16 protein-coding genes and 2 pseudogenes are annotated in these 17,832 nt (G+C 71.3%); 5 read left to right on the plus strand and 13 right to left on the minus strand.

The annotated features are described in order from the left end of the window. Positions 1–42: 42 nt before the first annotated feature. The 3 genes and pseudogenes from FVA80_RS23095 to FVA80_RS23105 all read right to left on the minus strand — a co-directional run bounded on the left by FVA80_RS23095 (position 43) and on the right by FVA80_RS23105 (position 2,710). A complete protein-coding gene (locus tag FVA80_RS23095) occupies positions 43–531 on the minus strand; it encodes a hypothetical protein (RefSeq protein WP_147909069.1) in 489 nt (162 codons plus the stop codon). 219 nt (positions 532–750) lie between these two features. After that, positions 751–1,107, minus strand: coding sequence for a phasin (locus FVA80_RS23100; protein ID WP_147909070.1), 357 nt, complete (start codon positions 1,105–1,107; stop codon positions 751–753). A 350-nt stretch (positions 1,108–1,457) separates the two neighbouring features. Further along, a pseudogene (locus tag FVA80_RS23105) lies at positions 1,458–2,710 on the minus strand (glycosyltransferase). Positions 2,711–2,822: 112 nt separating this feature from the next. Between FVA80_RS23105 and FVA80_RS23110 the strand changes: the two are divergent. Together FVA80_RS23110 and FVA80_RS23115 are read left to right on the plus strand one after the other, a co-directional pair. Next, the gene (locus tag FVA80_RS23110) at positions 2,823–4,091 is read left to right on the plus strand and encodes a glycosyltransferase family 4 protein (protein ID WP_147909072.1); all 1,269 of its coding nucleotides are present in this window, start codon (positions 2,823–2,825) and stop codon (positions 4,089–4,091) included. A 119-nt stretch (positions 4,092–4,210) separates the two neighbouring features. Continuing rightward, positions 4,211–4,390, plus strand: a complete 180-nt coding sequence (locus tag FVA80_RS23115) for a hypothetical protein (protein WP_147909073.1) — start codon at positions 4,211–4,213, stop codon at positions 4,388–4,390. A gap of 116 nt (positions 4,391–4,506) precedes the next feature. On the opposite strand, the gene FVA80_RS23120 is transcribed toward FVA80_RS23115, so the two are convergent. The 4 genes and pseudogenes from FVA80_RS23120 to FVA80_RS23135 all read right to left on the minus strand — a co-directional run bounded on the left by FVA80_RS23120 (position 4,507) and on the right by FVA80_RS23135 (position 9,331). Beyond that, the gene (locus tag FVA80_RS23120; protein ID WP_147909074.1) at positions 4,507–6,189 is read right to left on the minus strand and encodes an acyl-CoA dehydrogenase family protein; all 1,683 of its coding nucleotides are present in this window, start codon (positions 6,187–6,189) and stop codon (positions 4,507–4,509) included. 219 nt (positions 6,190–6,408) lie between these two features. Then, positions 6,409–6,615, minus strand: coding sequence for a hypothetical protein (locus tag FVA80_RS23125; protein WP_147909075.1), 207 nt, complete (start codon positions 6,613–6,615; stop codon positions 6,409–6,411). 182 nt (positions 6,616–6,797) lie between these two features. Further along, a complete protein-coding gene (locus FVA80_RS23130) occupies positions 6,798–8,348 on the minus strand; it encodes an FAD-dependent oxidoreductase (RefSeq protein ID WP_147909076.1) in 1,551 nt (516 codons plus the stop codon). Between the two features lie 93 nt (positions 8,349–8,441). Next, positions 8,442–9,331 (minus strand): annotated as a pseudogene (locus tag FVA80_RS23135) (DMT family transporter). Positions 9,332–9,610: 279 nt separating this feature from the next. Between FVA80_RS23135 and FVA80_RS23140 the strand changes: the two are divergent. Both FVA80_RS23140 and FVA80_RS23145 read left to right on the plus strand, forming a co-directional pair. Next, positions 9,611–10,513 (plus strand): YihY/virulence factor BrkB family protein, encoded by a 903-nt coding sequence (locus FVA80_RS23140; RefSeq protein WP_147909078.1) that lies wholly within the window; start codon positions 9,611–9,613, stop codon positions 10,511–10,513. Beyond that, positions 10,492–11,364: an alpha/beta hydrolase gene (locus FVA80_RS23145; RefSeq protein WP_187193486.1), complete on the plus strand. Its 873-nt coding sequence runs from the start codon at positions 10,492–10,494 to the stop codon at positions 11,362–11,364. The genes FVA80_RS23140 and FVA80_RS23145 overlap by 22 nt, the downstream gene beginning before the upstream one ends. A gap of 99 nt (positions 11,365–11,463) precedes the next feature. Here FVA80_RS23145 and FVA80_RS23150 read toward each other — a convergent pair whose 3' ends face one another. From FVA80_RS23150 to rho, 6 genes are all read right to left on the minus strand, one after another. Further along, the gene (locus tag FVA80_RS23150) at positions 11,464–11,694 is read right to left on the minus strand and encodes a hypothetical protein (RefSeq protein ID WP_147909079.1); all 231 of its coding nucleotides are present in this window, start codon (positions 11,692–11,694) and stop codon (positions 11,464–11,466) included. A 57-nt stretch (positions 11,695–11,751) separates the two neighbouring features. Beyond that, on the minus strand, positions 11,752–12,393 hold the full coding sequence (gene coaE / locus FVA80_RS23155; RefSeq protein ID WP_147909080.1) for a dephospho-CoA kinase: 642 nt from the start codon (positions 12,391–12,393) through the stop codon (positions 11,752–11,754). Beyond that, positions 12,390–13,241 carry a shikimate dehydrogenase gene (locus FVA80_RS23160; RefSeq protein WP_147909081.1) on the minus strand — a complete coding sequence of 284 codons (852 nt, stop codon included), beginning with the start codon at positions 13,239–13,241 and terminating at the stop codon, positions 12,390–12,392. Before FVA80_RS23160 ends, coaE begins: the two co-directional genes overlap by 4 nt. After that, a complete protein-coding gene (locus FVA80_RS23165; protein ID WP_187193487.1) occupies positions 13,238–14,224 on the minus strand; it encodes a cation diffusion facilitator family transporter in 987 nt (328 codons plus the stop codon). The genes FVA80_RS23160 and FVA80_RS23165 overlap by 4 nt, the downstream gene beginning before the upstream one ends. A gap of 162 nt (positions 14,225–14,386) precedes the next feature. Further along, positions 14,387–14,998 carry a Maf family nucleotide pyrophosphatase gene (locus FVA80_RS23170; RefSeq protein ID WP_147909082.1) on the minus strand — a complete coding sequence of 204 codons (612 nt, stop codon included), beginning with the start codon at positions 14,996–14,998 and terminating at the stop codon, positions 14,387–14,389. Positions 14,999–15,227: 229 nt separating this feature from the next. Beyond that, the gene (gene rho, locus FVA80_RS23175; RefSeq protein ID WP_147909083.1) at positions 15,228–16,598 is read right to left on the minus strand and encodes a transcription termination factor Rho; all 1,371 of its coding nucleotides are present in this window, start codon (positions 16,596–16,598) and stop codon (positions 15,228–15,230) included. A gap of 682 nt (positions 16,599–17,280) precedes the next feature. Here rho and FVA80_RS23180 point away from each other — a divergent pair. Continuing rightward, positions 17,281–17,784 (plus strand): DUF3429 domain-containing protein, encoded by a 504-nt coding sequence (locus tag FVA80_RS23180; protein ID WP_147909084.1) that lies wholly within the window; start codon positions 17,281–17,283, stop codon positions 17,782–17,784. Positions 17,785–17,832: the final 48 nt, after the last annotated feature.

Consider the following 17,832-nt stretch of genomic DNA (forward strand, 5'->3'; position numbering starts at 1 on the left):
CGCTGTCGCCGGCCTGATCGCATCAAGCCCGCACCCGTGCCGTCAGCGGAACGCGACGAGGCGGCTCGCCTGGCGGAACACGGCGCTCCAGCAGGTCAGGGAGGCGTCGGCGGCGCGCTGGACCTCGCCCATCTGGAGGCGGATCAGCTCGGTCGGTGAGCCGGCTTGCGACAGCGCGCGGATATGCGCCAGTGCGGCCTCGCCCTCGCCCTGCATGTACTGGGCGATGGTCGTGCCGATGCCGTCGCTCCCTGGACGATAGGACGTGCCCTTGGCCGGAGGCTCCGCGGCGACCGCGCCGGTCGGAGCGGGCTCGACCGTGACGGGCGGGACGAAGGCGGCCACCGGCAACGCGGCCGGCGCGCTCGGCTCGGCGGCCTCCCGGCTCGGAGAGAAACCGGTCTCCGTGGCCTTGGACACGGCATCCGCCAGGATGGCCGTATCGGTCGCAGGTGCGGCCGTACCCGGCTCGATGCCGAGCTGCGGGTTCCAGGTGAAGCGGGGCCTCCTGGGTCGACGCGGCTTGCCCATGGCGGATCGTCTCCTCGTTCGCGTCGGGCCCCCTGACGGAGCGCCGGCCGGGAGGGGAGGACCGCCTGGGTCTGATGGGCTCGGGTCTGGACGATCCAGCGGTGCCCGCCCTGTCGGACCTGGCACCGCCGCGCTCCGTCCGCCGGAGCGGACGGAGCCGTGTCTGAGAGCAACGCGCTCGCTTACGCCGAAACGGTATCCACTTCGGCGGCAAGCGCTTTAGCGGGCGACGTTCTGCTGCGCGAGGGCGCCGAAATCCTTGGCCTGGGCCTGAAGGGCGGCGAACTGGCTGCGGACGAACTCGGACTGCAGCTCGAACGCCTCGCGCAGGTCCTTGGTGCGCGCCAGCTTCTGGGCGAAGTCGAACGTCGCGTTGGCGTTGTTCTGCGCGTGCTCGAAACCCTTCGAGACCGCCGCCGTCATGGTCGACTGGAGGGTCTGGCCCGAGACCTGGGCCTGCTCGGCCGCCTTCATGGCGTTCGACATCAGGGTCCCGACGGCGTTGCGCGCCTGGTCGACACTCTTCTCGGCGAAGTCGCGCATCTCGGTCGGGATCTCGAAGTTCGGGGTCTGCATCGAAGTCTCCAGCACACGCTGTCTCGGGGTGGGACGCCGATCTGCGTCCGCGGTGACGCGCTTCTATATGTTGCACTGCAACAAGAAGTCAACTGCCGATCTGCGGTTCCGGGCCGGGACGGAAACGTCGATAAAGTGCAGACTGGCGGCCACACGGCAGTGTTCGGATCGCTGCGCCGGCAACGCGTCGGTCAATGACAAAGCTCGGCGGCTCCGCCGTTCGTTACCGAGCGTTTCGTCATGATCGGCTCGGCGCGATGCCTCTCTATATCAAAGCTGTCCGCTGTCTATAGCCGCAGCGCCCGGGGCAGAGACTGATCGAGGGGTTGTCGATCCGGCCCGGCCGGCCGCTAGGCGGACCGTGCGGCTCCACCGGCATGGTGCAGCGCACCCGCGCCGCTTCCCACGAGGCCGGCGTAGAGCGCGCGCAGCGCGGCGGCGTGGGTTGCGAGGGTCATCGGCTCGGCCCGGAACCGGGCCCGGGCGTTGTCCCCGAGGGTCCGGGCGCGGGTATCGTCCCGCAGGGCCGAGAACGCCGCCGTCAGGGGCTCGATCTCGGGGGCGACCACGAAGCCGGTCCGCCCGTCCCGGACCTTCTCGGCAGCACCGGACCGGTCGGAGGCGACCACCGGGATGCCGGCCGCCAGGGCCTCGTAGACGGTGAGCGGCCCGGTCTCGTACCAGCGCGACGGGGCGGCGAGCGCCCGGGCGCGTCCGCGCAGCAGGGCCCAGACGGCATCGGGCGCCTGCCATCCGACCACCTCGACGCCGGGCCGGGCGCGCAGCTCCGCCTCCAGGGGGCCGGCGCCGACGAACAGGGCCGTCAGCCCCGCCGCCCGGGCGGCGTCCGCCACGAGGTCGGCCCCCTTCTCCCGGGTCAGGCGGCCGACATACGCGATGGCATCGCCCCGGGCGGGGTCGGCCGGCGGCCCGTCCGCGACCCGGACCGGGTTGTCGATGCGGTGATGGGTGAGCGCGTAGCCGCCGAGCAGGTCGCCGAGCCGCCGCCGGCTGGCGTCGCAGACGTGGACGACGTGGATCGGACGCCCGTGCAGCGCCTGCCGGAGCGCCCCGGCGCGGGCGACGCGCACGAGCTTGTGAACCCGGCTGCGGGGTCGCAGGGCGCGGCGAGGCACGCGGGCGAGAGCGGCGCCAGCCCGCAGGGCTCGGCCCGGTCGAACCGGTAATAGACCCCGTTCGGGCAGGCCATGGCGTAATCGTGCAGGGTGACGACCACCGGCACGCCGAGCCGGGACAGGACCGGGAAGATCGCCGGCGACAGGGTGCGGGTCCACTGATGCAGGTGGAGGCAATCCGGCGCCGCCGGCAGGTGCCGGAACGCCGCCTCCAGGGCGCGCGCCGCGGCCGCATGCCAGATCCCGGTGGCCGCCGCCCGGACGCCGCCCAGGGTCCAGATGTCGGGCAGGCCGAGCTCGATCCGGTCAATGCCCGGATGGTCCAGAAGGGGATCGACCGGTCCCCGGATCGCCTGGATGTAGGTCACCGCCAAGCCGGCCTCGGCGAGCCCGCGGGCGGATTCCAGGGCGACCTTCTCCGCCCCGCCGCTGGCGGTCGCGAACTCGGCGAGGATCACGACATGCATGCATTGTCTCGGCAGGGCCTGCCGCAATGATAAGTCCAGGCCGGTTTACGGAGGATCAACCGCCGCTCGTTACAGACTTACGCCCCGAAAAGAGAGCGGCAGAGTTCCTGACGTGCACGTCGTCCTCGTCGCCGATCATGCCGCGATCAACGGCGGCCAAGCCAAGGTCGCGATCGAATCCGCCCTCGGTCTCGCCGCCCGGGGCTTCCGCGTCAGCCTGTTCGCGGCCGTGGGGCCGGTCGATCCGCGGCTGGAGCGCGCCGGAATCCGGGTGGTCTGCCTGGATCAGGACGACGTCACCACGGCGCGGAGCAAATTGGCCTTCGCGGCCCAGGCGATCTGGAACGGGGCGGCGGCCCGGGCGCTGGCGGCCGAGCTCGCCGCCTGCGATCCGCGCGACACGCTGGTCCATGTCCACGCCTTCGCCAAGGCACTGTCGCCCGCCATCGGCCCGGCCCTGCGGGCCTCCGGGCTGCCCTGCCTCTACACGATGCACGAGTTCTTCCTGGTCTGCCCGACCGGGGGGTTCTACGCCTATCCGGAGCAGAAGATCTGCCACCGGGTGCCGATGTCGGCCTCCTGCATCCTGGCGAACTGCGACGCCCGCAGCTACCCGCGCAAGGTCGCCCGGATGGTCCGCCATGCCGGGCTCGCGCATGTCGCCCGGTTGCCCGAGCTGTTCGCCCACGTGATCACGATCAGCGACCTGCAGGAGAGCGTGGTCCGGCCGCTGCTGCCCGCCGGCACCCGGTTCCACCGGGTCGACAACCCGATCGCCGTGGACCAGGCGCTGGTCCAGGCGGGGCCGCCGGGGGACTTCCTGTTCGTCGGCCGGATCTCAACCGAGAAGGGCGCGCCGATCTTCGCGGAGGCCGCCCGGCGGGCCGGGGTGCGGGCGGTGTTCGTCGGCGACGGCTCCGAGCGGGCCGACCTCGCCGCCCGCTATCCCGAGGCGGTGATGCTGGGCTGGCGCGACCCCGCCGCCGTGCAGGCGCTGATGCGGCAGGCGCGGGCGCTGGTCTTCCCGAGCGTCTGGTACGAGGGCCAACCGCTCACCGTCTACGAGGCCCTGGCCTGCGGCACGCCGGTGGTCGTCAGCGATGCCTGCGCGGGCCGGGAAGCGGTGGTCGACGGGGAGACCGGCTTCTGGTTCCGCTCGGGCGATCCCGACGCGCTGGCCGCCCACCTGCGCCGCCTGTCGGACGACGACCTCGCCGCCCGGATGGGCCGGGCCGCGCATGGCCGCTACTGGACCGCGCCGCTGACCCCGGACGTCCATCTGGACCGGCTGACCAGCGTCTACGAAACGGTGATGCGGGAGGCCGTCGCGCCGGGCCGGATCGCGCGCCGGCAGCCGGGCCGCGCGGTCGCCACCGCCTGATCCGGGGACGCCCGGGTCGAATGCGGCCGCCGCCGGGGGAAAGATCGGAAACACCGGGGGCCCGTCGCGTTGATGCGCACAGGCACCCAGCGTGCACTCCTCACCGACGAGCGACAGACATGGCCGACGACCAGACGCTGAAGAACGAGACCAAGCCGGGCTTCCAGCAGGGCAGCGCCAAGCCGGGCGACAAGGCCAATCCCGAGAACAAGCAGGAGAAGCTGGACGAGCGCCTCGACGACGCCCTCGAGGAGACGTTCCCGTCGAGCGACCCGGTCTCGGTGAAGATCACCAAGTAGCGGGTTCCCGAGGGTTTCAGCCCTCGGGGCGGGGCTATCGGGGCAGACCCCCGATGCACTCGGGCTGTGCCAGGCCCCCGCACACGGTCCCGGACCGTGTGCGGGGGCCGCAATCTTTACGCGGCCTCGAGCAGCCGCCGGGCGATGACCTGGGCCTGGATCTCGGCCGCGCCCTCGAAGATCGACAGGATGCGGGCGTCGCACAGGATCCGGCTGACCGGGTATTCCAGCGCGAAGCCGTTGCCGCCGTGGATCTGGAGCGCGTTGTCGGCGGCCGCCCAGGCGACCCGGGCGCCCAGCAGCTTGGCCATCCCGGCCTCCAGGTCGCAGCGCTTGCCGGCATCCTTCTCGCGCGCCGAGAAGTAGGTGAGCTGGCGGGCGATGTTGATCTCCACCGCCATCATGGCGAGCTTGTCGGCGACCCGCGGGAAGCTGACCAGCGCCTTGCCGAACTGGACCCGGTCCTCGGCGTAGCGCAGGGCCACGTCGAGGGCCGACTGGGCAACGCCGATGGCCCGGGCCGCGGTCTGGATCCGGGCCGACTCGAAGGTCTGCATCAGCTGGGCGAAGCCCTTGCCCTCGACCTCGCCGAGCAGGTTCGCGGCCGGAACCTCCAGTTCCTCGAAGGCCAGCTCGTACTCCTTCATGCCGCGGTAGCCGAGCACCTCGATCTCGCCGCCGGACAGGCCCTGGAGCGGGAACGGCTCTTCGTCCGTGCCCCGGGGCTTCTCGGCGATCAGCATCGAGAGGCCGCGATGGCCCTTCTCCTCGGGCTTGGTCCGCACCAGCACGGTCATGATGTCGGCTCGGACCGGGTGGGTGATCCAGGTCTTGTTGCCGGTTATCTTCCAGACCTCGCCCTCCTTCACCGCCTTGGTGCGAAGCGAGGCAAGGTCCGAGCCGGTATTCGGCTCGGTGAACACGGCGGTCGGCAAAATATCGCCCGACGCGATCTTGGGCAGGAAGCGGTGCTTCTGCTCCTCGGTGCCGCCGCACAGGATCAGTTCGGCGGCGATCTCCGAGCGGGTGCCGAGCGAGCCGACGCCGATATAGGCCCGGGACAGCTCCTCCGAGACCACGCACATCGCGGTCTTGGGCAGGCCCATGCCGCCGTATTCCTCCGGGATGGTCAGGCCGAACACGCCCAGCTCGGCCATCTTGGTGACGACCTCCATGGGGATGTATTCGTTCTTCAGGTGCCACTCATGCGCCTGCTCGACCACCTCGGCCTTGCCGAAGCGGCGCATCTCGGAGCGGATCGCCTCCATGTCCTCGTCGAGGCCCGAGGCACCCACCGTGGCGGAGCCGCCGCCCTCACGCATCAGCGCCACCAGGGCGGCGCGGTGCTCCAGGGTGTTGCCCTCGGCGATCAGGGTCTCGACCGCGTCGGTGCGGTACTGCGCGACTTCCTTGGCCGACAGGCCCAGCGAGCCGACCGGGCGGACCATCTCGCCCTGGCTCATCGGGATGCCGGAGAACAGCTGGTCGAGGTACTCGCCCGCGCCGATCCGCACGAGCAGCGTCTCGGTCTCGCCGAACCGGCCCTCGGCCTGGAGACGCTCGGCATAGCCGCCGAGTTCGGCCACCGCCTCCGCGTAGGTCGCGAGCCACGCGAGCCCGTGGGCGGCATGCTGCTGCGCCTCGAGCTTGCCGGCATCGATCCGCCCGTCCGTCCCGAGGATGCGCGTGCGGACCCGGCGCGTGGCTTCCGACAGGAGGGCCTTCGCGCTCTCGCCGGCTGCCTTGACGAGGCTGACGACGTCCTGCGGCTCGGTCTGGATAACGGGGGATGCGGACATGGTTTTGGCTCGCGTGGCGTTTTATTGGATCATGACTTCTAACCCGTCCGGCGCCGGGGCCGAAGCAGATTTCATTTGCCGCGTCTTGAACTCAAGTTGAAGACGGCGGTGGACCGCTCGACGCGCAGCCCTTCGCAGTTCAAGCCGGCCCGGCCCGAGACGGGGCCCCGCGCTGGAGACTGATCATCCGCGGGCCTGTCCGTCGGGAACGCGTCCGGTTCAGTGCTTCTGTTCGCAGCGGGTCTTCACATAGGCGCCGTCCTCGCCCTTGAAACCGGCATTGGCCGCCAGCACGGGTCCCTGGATCAGGCATTCTTGAAGCGTGTGGGCCGGGCCGGTGATCACGTCCAAGGCGGTCTCGCGCGAACAATCCGGAGTCTGGACGGAGGCGGCACAGATCAGGGCCACGACGACGATGGAATTCATGATGCCTCCCAGGATGGCCCAGCTTCTCGGACGGCGGGCGGCGTTCTACCGAAAGATGGAGCCGCCGGAACTGGTTCCGTCCGCGTGACGGCGACCCGATCTGGTATCGCTACGCCAAGCGGCCTCGCCCGTCCTGGGTCTCTTCGACGCGCGTCCCCCGAGGGCCCGCGGCGAAACAAGCATCACGCCAGGGCGGGGAGATCCGCGCCGGCCTCGATCGCTTCCGGGCTCGGCACGCGGTCCTCGCCGAGCAGGTGCAGGAACGCCGTGAAGGCCGGGTTGCGCCCGATGCTGCAGGCTGCCACCGCCCGGTTCTCGCGGACATAGTAGGCGATGAAGTCCAGCGCCGCCGGATCGCCCTGCAGGATGACCCGGTCGAAATCCGGCGCGTAGCCGCCGTAATCCAGGCGCTTGTCCCCTTGATTGCTCCAGAAGAACGGCGTGCCGGAGAACGCATCCGTCGCTCCGAGGATCGCCCTCGCCACGTGGGTGCCGTGCTGCTGCGCCAGCCGCCAGTGCTCGATGCGGGCGGTGAGCCGGCTGCCATGCTCCGGGAAGGCCGCGATGTCGCCCGCGACCCAGACCCCGTCGGCGAGCTTGAGGTCGGTGCCGACGGCGAGGCCCCCCTGCGCGTCCGGCTCCGCTCCGGCGACGATCGCGGTCTCCGGCGCAGCGCCGGCGCCGATCACCACGAGATCGGCGGGCAGCCGTGTGCCGTCCTCGATCTCGACCGCCGCGACGGATTCATCGCCGACGATCCGCGCGACGCGTCCCGTCACGAAGGTCACGCCGTTGCCGGCATGGTAGCGTTTCAGCGCTGTCCCCACCGCCTCGCCGAAGCGCTTGGCGAAGGGGATCTCCTCACGCGACAGGACGGTGACGGACAGGCCGCGCTTGGTCAGGAAGGCCGCCGCCTCCAGGCCGATGAAGCCCGCCCCGATCACCACCACGCGCCTGGCCTGCTCCGCCGCGTCGCTGAGCCGCACCGCGTCGTCGAGGCTGCGGAGCGTCATGACCCCGTCGCGGTCAACCCCCTCGAAATCCGGCCTCACCGCGCGGCTGCCCGTGGCGATCAACAGCGCGTCGCTGGTGAGAACCCGACCATCCGCCAGGGTGACGCTCCGGGTCGCCGGGTCGATCCGGGTTGCCTCGGCCGCGATCCGCTCGACCCGATGTGCGGCGGCGAAATCCGGCTCCAGCAGCATCGCCTCGGGGGGCGTCGGCTTCGCCAGGAACTGCTTGGAGAGCTTGGTCCGGTCGTAGGGCTCCTGGACCTCGCGGCCGATCATGGTGATCGTGCCGGAAAAGCCCTCGCGCCGGAGCGTGGTGACGCAGGCGACCGCCGCCGCACCGGTCCCGACGATCAGGACAGCCCCGACGGTCGTCCCGGCGCGCTTGGCCGGGGCGGGCTCGGGGGTCAGCGTCGCCACCGCCTCGCCGCCCTCGATCCGGACGGGGTAGCGGGTGAGCGATTCGAGGGCCGGCGGTTCCTCGACGCTGCCGTCGGCGATCGCGAAGGCCGCCTTGTGCCACGGGCAGTAGAGTCGGCTGCCGCAGATCTCGCCCTTGGCAAGCGGGGCTCCGAGATGCGGGCACTTGGCCTGGAAGGCGCGCACGCCATCCGCGTCGCGCACGAACAGCACCGCGTCCTCACCCGCCTTGCCCTCGGCCTTGCCGCCGAGGGGGATCGCATCGAGGGCGAGGCGGATCTCGCGGGGCTTGTCCTGGTTCATTCTCGCCTCGCACGGTGCGGGGCCGGAACGGCCCGCGCATCAAGCCGCGAGGCCGTGAAGGGTTTCCGGGCCTTCGGTCGCAGGTCGGACGATTCAGGCCCGGCTCGCCACCGCGACGCCCACCGCCGCCACCGCCATCCCGGCGCCCTGCACGGCGGTGAGCACCTCGCCGAACAGCAGGTAGCCCAGCACGGCCGCCACCGGCGGCACCAGGAAGAACAGGGCCGCGACGCCCGCCACCGCGCCCCGCCGGATCAGTGCCAGCAACAGCAGGATCCCGGCCACCGAGTTGACCAGGATCGCCCAGGCGAGCCCGAGCCAGAGCGGCGCCACGGGGTCGATCGTCGCATGGCCGAAGGCGAGCGCCAGCGGGATCGCGCAGGCCATCCCGCCCACGAATTGCAGCGTCGCGTTGGCCAGGAGGTCGCCGCCGCCGCCGGTGCGCTTCTGCCAGAGAGTGCCCAGCGTCAGGGCCAGGACCGCCACGAGGCTGACCGCAAGGGCCACCGGCGGGATCCCGGACGGGTCGGCGGCGCCGAGCTTCGGCGCGAGCACCAGGCCGGCACCGGCAAAGCCCAGCAGGATCCCAAGCGCCCGCCGGCCGCCGACCCGCTCGCCGAGCAGCGGACCCGCCAGCAGCGCGGTCAGCAGCGGCTGCAGGCTGCCGACCAGGGCGGCGATCCCGGCCGGCAGCCCCGGCTCACCGCCCAGAACACCCCCGACAGGTAGATCCCCTGCATCAGGAAGCCGGCCACCATCGGATCGCGCCAGCCCGCCCGGGTCCCGGGCCAGCGCGCCCGGGACGCCACGGCGATCAGCGCCAGCACCAGGGCGACCCCGGTGAACCGGACCGCCGTGAAGCCCAGCGGATCGGCGTGCGGGATCACCGCCCGGGCGGAGATGAAGCCGGTCGCCCAGATCGGAACGAACAGGACCGGCAGGGCTCCGGCGGCGAGCGCCGGACGTGGAGCGGACGTAAGCATGGCTGTATCAAGGCGCATCGGGTAAGCGAGTCGCAACAGAAATCGGGCCCGCCGGCTCCCGCGATCCGATCGGCCCGCACGGGTGGCCCCGAGACCCGCATGTCCGGGCCGCGCAAGGGACCGCGCAAGAGACCGCGCAAGGGGTCTGGAACGGGGCCTGGAACGGGCCCAGGGATGGGGCCGGCAGTGGGACTGCGAACGGGACCGGTCGGGCGGCGTTGACGGGCCGGCCCGGGCGTCCTTCATCGGCGGCCCGGCCACGAGGATCGTTGGACACCCGTGAACGCACTCCGCAACGGATTTCAGGTCTCGGGCCTCGCGGCACAGCGCTTCGTCTCCCATGACGGGTGGGCGATCGCCAGCCACATCGCGCTCTCGACCCTGACCTCCCTGTTCCCGTTCCTGATCCTGCTCGCGGCGCTGGCCGGCCTGTTCGGCACGCAGTCGCTCGCCGACGAGGCCGGCGTTCTGATCTTCGACGCCTGGCCCCGGGAGATCGCCAAGCCGATCGTCGGCGAGGTCCACCGGGTGCTCACCGAGCAGCGCAGCGGCGTGCTGACGCTGGGCGCCCTGTTCGCCCTGTACTTCTCGTCCTCCGGTGTCGAGAGCCTGCGGGTCGGCCTCAACCGCGCCTACGGGTTGCGGGAGAGCCGGCCGTGGTGGCTGACCCGGCTCGAATCGATCGGCTACGTGATCTGCGGCGCCTTTGCGATGCTGGCCTTCGCGCTGCTGGTGGTGCTGGGTCCGCTGATCTGGCGCAACGTCGTGCTGGTCGCGCCCGGGCTGGAGCCCTTGAGCCTCACGGTGGCGATCGGGCGGATCGCCGTCACGGCACTGCTGCTCGCGGTGGTGCTGATCATCGCCCACAAGTTCGTGGCCGCCGGCCGGCGCTCGATCCTGTCGGTGCTGCCGGGGATCGCGGTGACGCTGGTCCTGTGGTTCTTCGCCGGCCTCGGCTTCGGCTATTATCTCGACCGCTTCTCGAACGCCTACGCGTCGACCTACGGGGGCCTGGCCACCGCGATGGTGTTCCTGGTGTTCCTGTACTGGCTGGCCGCGATGTTCCTGTTCGGCGGCGAGATCAACGGCACGGTGATCGCCGCCCGGCGCAGCCGCCTGCAGGCGAAGATGCTGGCGCGCCGGGCCGTGATGGAGGGACGATGGACGGCATCGAGCACCTGACGATCCGGGTAAACGGCGCGGACCTGCATGTCGCGCGCTGCGGCACGGGCACGCCGCTGCTTCTGCTCCACGGCTGGCCGGAATTCTGGCTGACCTGGGAGCCCGTGATGGCGCGGCTCAGGGCGCGCCACACCCTGATCGCCCCGGACCTGCGCGGCTTCGGCGACAGCGACAAGCCCGGGGGCGCCTTCGGACCACCCGAGCAGGCCGCCGACATGGCGGCGCTGCTGGACGCGCTCGGCCTCGAACGCGCCGGCATCGTCGGCCACGATGTCGGCGGGGCCGTGATCCAGGCGCTCGCCCGCGCCCACCCGGAACGATGCGCCGGCCTGTTCCTGTTCGACTTCGTCTATCCCGGGATCGGGCCCCGCCTCGGGGAGCCGGACCGGCTCAGCGAGATCTGGTACCAGTCCTTCAACCAGATGGACCTGGCCTTGGCGCTGGTCGGCGCGAGCCGCGAGAGCTGCGCTGCCTATATCGGCCACTTCCTGCGGCACTGGTCGCACCGCAAGGACGCGTTCGATCCCGTGCTGGACGCCTTCACGGACACGTTCTGGAAGCCCGGAAACCTCGCGGGCGGCTTCGCGCATTACCGGGCGGCCCATGCCGGTCGGATCGCGATGCTGAAGGGCGAGGCCCCGCCCCTGCCGCCGATCGCCGTGCCGACCTGCGTGCGCTGGGCGGAGCACGACCCGATCTTCCCCTATGCCTGGACCGACCACCTCGGCGAGACGTTCTCGAACCTCGATTTGGCGCCGTTCCCCGATGTCGGCCACTTCCCCCACCGGGAGGATCCCGACCGGGCCGCGGCCGAGATCGCGGGGTTTTTCGCGCGGATCGGGTGGGTGTGAGACCGACGGCCGGAAGCCTCGACTCGTCACGGCCCTCGGTCGCCGACGCCCGGGGCCCAGGAGGCGTCAGCCTCATGGGCGATGGGTAGGACAGAATGGTCAGCGGGACTGGTTGCGGTACACGCAGTCGCGTCCGCGATCCTCGTACCCGCCCGGGCAGGCGGTGACGCAGGCGCCGGCCGCGAGTTTCTTCGGCGGCGGGCAGGCACCGCCATAGTACGCCTGGGCCGGACCGGCCGCGAGCAGCGGCAGGATCAGCGCCGCGACGAGGATCCTGGACGCGACGGCGCGGGCTCCTGCGGCCTCACCGATCTGTTCGAGACACCGCATCGTCGTCCATCCCGCGTCCGGATCATCGACCGGGAGATATGCCGTCGCGGGGCCGTGTCACCGGTGGGCCGGGTGTCCCGACGCACCGCGCTCCGTCAGCGCGGCCACGATCCGGGCCACCTCGGCCTCGGCGGCGGGAAAGCCCCGGCTGGTGTCGATGACGAAATCGGCCCGGGCCCGCTTCTCGGCGTCGGGCATCTGCTTGGCGCGGATCGCCTCGAAGGCGTCGGCGGTCATGCCGGGACGGGCCAGCACCCGGGCGCGCTGCACCTCGGGGGGCGCGCTGACCACCGCGACCGCGTCGCAGCGGCCCTCGCCCCCGGTCTCGTAGAGCAGCGGGATGTCGAGGACGACCAGCGGCGCGGCCGCGTGCCGGGCCAGGAACGCCGTGCTGGCCGCCCGGACCAGCGGATGGACGAGGCGTTCGAGCGCCGCCATCCGGTCGGCGTTGCCGAGCACCGCGTCGCGCAGGCGGGCACGGTCGACGCCGCCCTGCGGGTCGAGCACGCCGGGAAAGGCGGCCCCGATCGCCGCGGCGGCCTCGCCGCCCGGGCCGTAGAGGGCATGGACTGCGGCGTCGGCATCGTGGACCGGCACGCCGAGCGCCGAAAACATCGTGGCGGTGGCCGACTTGCCCATGCCGATCGAGCCGGTCAGGCCGAGGATGACGGGACGGCTGGCGGGGCGCCCCTGCGTCATCCGGCGAGATCCGCCACGATCCGGTCGCGCAGGCCCGGGGTGACGGCCGGGCGCAGGCCGAACCAGGCCTCGAAGCCCGGCACCGCCTGGTGCAGCAGCATGCCGAGACCGTCGACCGCGGCGAGCCCGCGCCGCCGCGCCGCCGCGAGCAGGTCCGTCTCCAGCGGGGCATAGACGATGTCGGCCACCGCGGCGGTTGCCAGCAGCGGGGTGAGGTCGAAGTCGAGGGGTGGCTGCCCCTTCATGCCGAGCGAGGTGGTGTTGACCACGAGCCCCGCCCCGGCCAGCGCGTCGGGCAGGTCGTTCCAGTCGAGCGCCGCGCCGACCCCTGGTGCCAGGGCCGCCAGGGTCTCGGCGCGGGTGCGGGTGCGGTTGGCGATCAGGATCCGGCGGACACCGTTCTCGGCGAGGCCGACCACGATCGCCCGGGCCGCGCCGCCGGCGCCCAGCACCACGGCCGTGCCGCCGGCCCGCTCCGGCCATCCGGCTCCGAGGCTGTGGTCGAGATGGGCGCAGAAGCCCGGCGCATCGGTGTTGTCGCCGCGGATCCGACCGTCGGGCTCGACCACCAAGGTGTTCACCGCGCCGATCGTTTTCGCCCGCGGCGTCAGGGTGTCGGCCAGCGCGAAGGCCGCCTCCTTGTGGGGGATCGTGACGTTGCCGCCCCGGAAACCGGAATCCGGCAGCGCCCGGAGGAAGTCCGGGAACGCCGCCGGGGCGACGTCCAGGCGCTCGTAGGAGCCCGGGATGCCGTGCTGGCCGAGCCAGTAGCCGTGGATCAGCGGCGAGCGCGAATGCGCGATCGGGTGGCCGACCACGAAGGCCCGGGGGATCGGGGCCGCGCTCACGCGGCGCACGCCTCGGCGAGCCGGCAGGCCGGGCCGCCGGCCGCCTCGATCTGCATCGTGACGTGGCCGATGCCGAAGCGCGTCCGCAGGCCCTCGGTGGTCTCCGCCAGGAAGCCGTTGCCGGGCATCCGGTGCGCCGGGTGATCCTCGGCGATCACCAGGTGGACCGTCAGGGCGACGCTGGTGGTGCTCATCGGCCAGATGTGCAGGTCGTGGAGGTCGACCACGCCGGGACGCTCGCGCAGGAAGCCGGTCACCGCCTCCGGGGAGATCTCCGGCGGCACCGCGTCCAGCGACATCGCCACGCTGTCGCGCAGGAGCCCCCAGGTCGCCCAGACCACGAGGCCCGCGATGGCGAGGCTGACCGCGGGATCGAGCCAACTGAGCCCGGTGAGCTGGATCACCAGGCCGGCGACCACGACCCCGGCCGAGATCGCGGCGTCGGCCGCCATGTGCAGGAAGGCGCCGCGGATGTTGATGTCGCCCTTGGCGCCGCTGGCGAACAGCCAGGCGGTGACGCCGTTGATCAGGATCCCGATGGCGGCCACCACCATCACGATGGTCCCGGCCACCGGCTCCGGATGGACCAGCCGGACCAAGGCCTCCCAGATCACCGCCCCCATGGCGATCAGCAGGAACACCGCGTTGAACAGGGCCGCCAGGATCGACGAGCCGCGATAGCCGTAGGTGAAGCGGGCGCTGGCCCGGCGGCGCACCAGGATGGCGGCGATCCAGGCGGCGCCCAGGCCCAGCACGTCCGAGAGGTTGTGGCCGGCATCGGCCATCAGGGACATCGAGTTGCTGAGATAGCCGTAGGCCGCCTCGACCACCACGAAACCGGTGTTGAGCACGATCCCGATCGCGAAGGCCGGCCCGAAATTCTTCGGCGCGTGAGCGTGGCCGCCATGGCCCCCGTGGCCGCCGTGGGAATGGGATCCGTGGGAATGATCGTGCCCGGCCAAGACGGTGCTCCGTTGGATCATGGTTTCAAAAGGTCCGGGGCCTTTTGCGGGTTCCGGGGCGGTGCCCCGCAAGCCTCCGGGCTCCGCCCCGGAACCCTGCCAAAGGGCTGAGCCCTTTGGAAACCCAGCCTGGCCCGGCGCATCGACTTTTTCCGAAAGGCGGCCGCCTTTCGGAACGATGCTCTAGAAATCCAGGTAACCGGCGTCACGCAAGCGCGTGAGCAGCGGCAGCAGCGGCAGGCCCAACACGGTGCTGTGGTCGCCGGCGACCGATTCGAACAGGTGGATGCCCGGTCCTTCGAGCTGGTAACCGCCGACGCTGGCGCGGACCCTGTCCTCGCCGGCACACGCCACATAGGCCGCGATCGCCCGGGCATCGAGGGGGCGGATCGTCAGCCGGGCGGTCTCCACGAAGCCGTCGTCGAGGGCGCCGGCCAGCACCACCGCGGAATGCAGGGCGTGGGTGCGACCGGCCAGGCGGGCGAGCTGGGCCCGGGCCTCGTCGGCATCCCGGGGCTTGTGGAAGACCGTGCCGTCGAGCTCGAGCACCTGGTCGGCGCCGAGGACGACCCGACCGGGATGGCGGGCGGCCACCGCGTCGGCCTTGGCGCGGGCGAGGCGCAGCGCGAGGTCGGGCGGCGACAGGTCCTGGCTCGACGCCTCGACCGCGCGCTCGTCGACATCGGGGGCGGCGGTCTCGACCGGCAGGGCCGCGCTCTCCAGCAGGAGGCGTCGGGTCGGGCTGGTGGAGGCGAGGAGGAGCGGGTCCGGACGGAGCCAGGGCGAGCGGGGCATCGCGCCAGTGTCACGGATCGCGCTTGCGAAGCAAGGCTGCGACGAGCCCCGCCGCCGGGATGAACCGGCCGGCGGGGCTGTCGCGGAGCCGATACGCAACCTGGCTCCCAGGGCCGACCATGGCAGCGGCCGGTTAGGAGAAGGTCAACGCCGACCTTTCGTTTCCAAAGGGCCGAGCCCTTTGGTGGGATTCAGGGCCGGAGCCCTCGAGACAGGGTCCGGGACCCGATCAGGTGTTCATCGAGTCGAAGAAGTCGCCGTTGCTCTTGGTCTGGCGCAGCTTGTCCATGAGGAACTCGATCGCGTCGGTGACGCCCATCGGGTTCAGGATGCGGCGCAGCACGTAGGTCTTCTTGAGGGCGTCCGGCGGGACCAGCAGCTCCTCCTTGCGGGTGCCGGAGCGGGTGATGTCGATCGCCGGGAAGATGCGCTTGTCCGAGACCTTGCGGTCCAGGATGATCTCCGAGTTGCCGGTGCCCTTGAACTCCTCGAAGATCACCTCGTCCATGCGCGAGCCGGTGTCGATCAGCGCGGTGGCGATGATCGAGAGCGAGCCGCCCTCCTCGATGTTGCGGGCGGCACCGAAGAAGCGCTTGGGCCGCTGCAGGGCGTTGGCGTCGACGCCGCCGGTCAGCACCTTGCCGGAGGACGGCACCACGGTGTTGTAGGCGCGGCCGAGCCGGGTGATCGAGTCGAGCAGGATGACGACGTCGCGGCCGTGCTCCACCAGGCGCTTGGCCTTCTCGATCACCATCTCGGCGACCTGCACGTGGCGGGTGGCCGGCTCGTCGAAGGTCGAGGCGATGACCTCGCCCTTCACCGAGCGGATCATGTCGGTGACCTCCTCGGGGCGCTCGTCGATGAGCAGCACGATGAGGTAGCATTCCGGGTGGTTGAGGGTGATCGACTGCGCGATGTTCTGCATCAGCACGGTCTTGCCGGTGCGCGGCGGCGCCACGATCAGGGCGCGCTGGCCCTTTCCGATCGGCGCGACGATGTCGATGATCCGGGGCGAGAAATCCTTCTTGGTCGGATTCTCGAGCTCCAGCTTGAACCGCTTGGTCGGGAACAGCGGCGTCAGGTTGTCGAAGTGGACCTTGTGCTTGATCTTCTCCGGGTTCTCGAAGTTGATCGTGTTGACCTTCAGGAGCGCGAAGTAGCGCTCGCCGTCCTTGGGGCCGCGGATCGGGCCCTCGACGGTGTCGCCGGTGCGCAGGCCGAAGCGCCGGATCTGGGTCGGCGAGATGTAGATGTCGTCCGGGCCCGGCAGGTAGTTCGAGTCGTTCGAGCGCAGGAAGCCGAAGCCGTCCTGCAGCACCTCGACGGTGCCGGCGCCGATGATTTCGACCTCCTTGGCAGCGAGCTGCTTCAGGATGGCGAACATCAGCTCCTGCTTGCGCATGGTCGAGGCGTTCTCGACCTCGACCTCCTCGGCGAACGCAATCAGGTCGGTCGGCGTCTTGGCCTTGAGATCGAACAGCTTGACCTCGCGCACGCCCTCGAGGGCGGCGACGGTCCCCGGGGTGGCGGGCGCGTCGGCCGCATCCGCGGTCTCGGGATCGGCCAGGGGGTCGGCGAAGGCGTCGGGATGTGGCGTCATGGGGTGTCTTGCAACCGACGAAGAAGGTGGGAGGGCCGGTTCTGCGCCAAGCAACCCGGGGGACGGGCGCCGGAGAGCGGGCCGCGCTGGAACAGCGAGGGGCCCGAAGATCGTCTTGGCTGGACCGTGTACGGCAGGACCCTCGCGGCTCACGGGCGCGCTGCGGCGCTGACCTTGTGATGAGGGCAGAGCAAAAGTAACGCGTTTTTCCACTGCACTCAAGGGGCTGATGGATCGGGATTGGTCCGGGGCGCGCGAGATCGGTGACGACGGGCCCGCCTCGCCGCGGGACGGGGCTGCTGCACCCGCGCCGCTCTCCCCCGCAGGAACCACCGGATTCACGTCGCCCCGGATGCGGCGCGGCGCTGAAGCCCGAAGCCTCGTTCCGACCGGTGGCCTCCGGCTTTGGGAAAAATACACTCTTGCTCGAGGTTAGAGCGCATCGCGCCGGTTCCGGTACCCGGCACGATGCGCTGGACCGTCGTCGTTCGGGAGGCCGGATTCCGATGGCCCGAACCCACCCGCCACGATCAGTTGAACACCGCCTCCGCACGCCGGACCTCGCGAAACCGGCACGGCGGCGCTAATGCGCTCTGCACGGAACCGCGTTCCCGTGGGGCCGTTCCCCGTCCCGGCGCCGCAGCGCAGCAAACCGTCAACCCGAGAGCCCGGCCCCATAGACATGCGCGACGACGCTACCGGACGCACCATCACCGCGCACGAGCCGCGCCGGATCCCGTGGCTCGACCTCGTCTTCGGCTTCGGCCCGATGGTGCCGATCGCGGTCGGCGCCGCCGCGACCTGGTGGCTGAACGGCCAACCCCTCGATTACCTCGTGGCCCTGTTCACCCTGCTGTACGCCGCCTCGATCCTGCTGTTCCTGGCCGGCGTCCACCGGGGCGTCAGCTTCCGCACCGAGGGCGGCCCGCATCTCGCGCAGATCGTGACGATGCTGATCCTGTACGGGCTCGGCCTGTTCAGCCTGTTCTCGGCCGTGATGGGCAAGGCGGTGCCGGCGCTGGCCATGCTGATCCTGGGCTACGCCGCGATCGGGATCCTGGATCCGATCGCGGCGCGCGCCGGGCAGGTGCCGCTCGCCCATGCCCGCCTGCGCCCCCTGCAGATGCCGATCGCCGTCATCAGCCTGGCGGTCCTGCTCTGGATCAAGCTGACGGCGCCGTACTGAATTCTTCAACGGTTTGACGGGCGTTCCCACCCGCCCCCTCACCCGGGC

This window comes from Methylobacterium sp. WL1 (assembly GCF_008000895.1).
Taxonomy (GTDB): Bacteria; Pseudomonadota; Alphaproteobacteria; order Rhizobiales; family Beijerinckiaceae; genus Methylobacterium.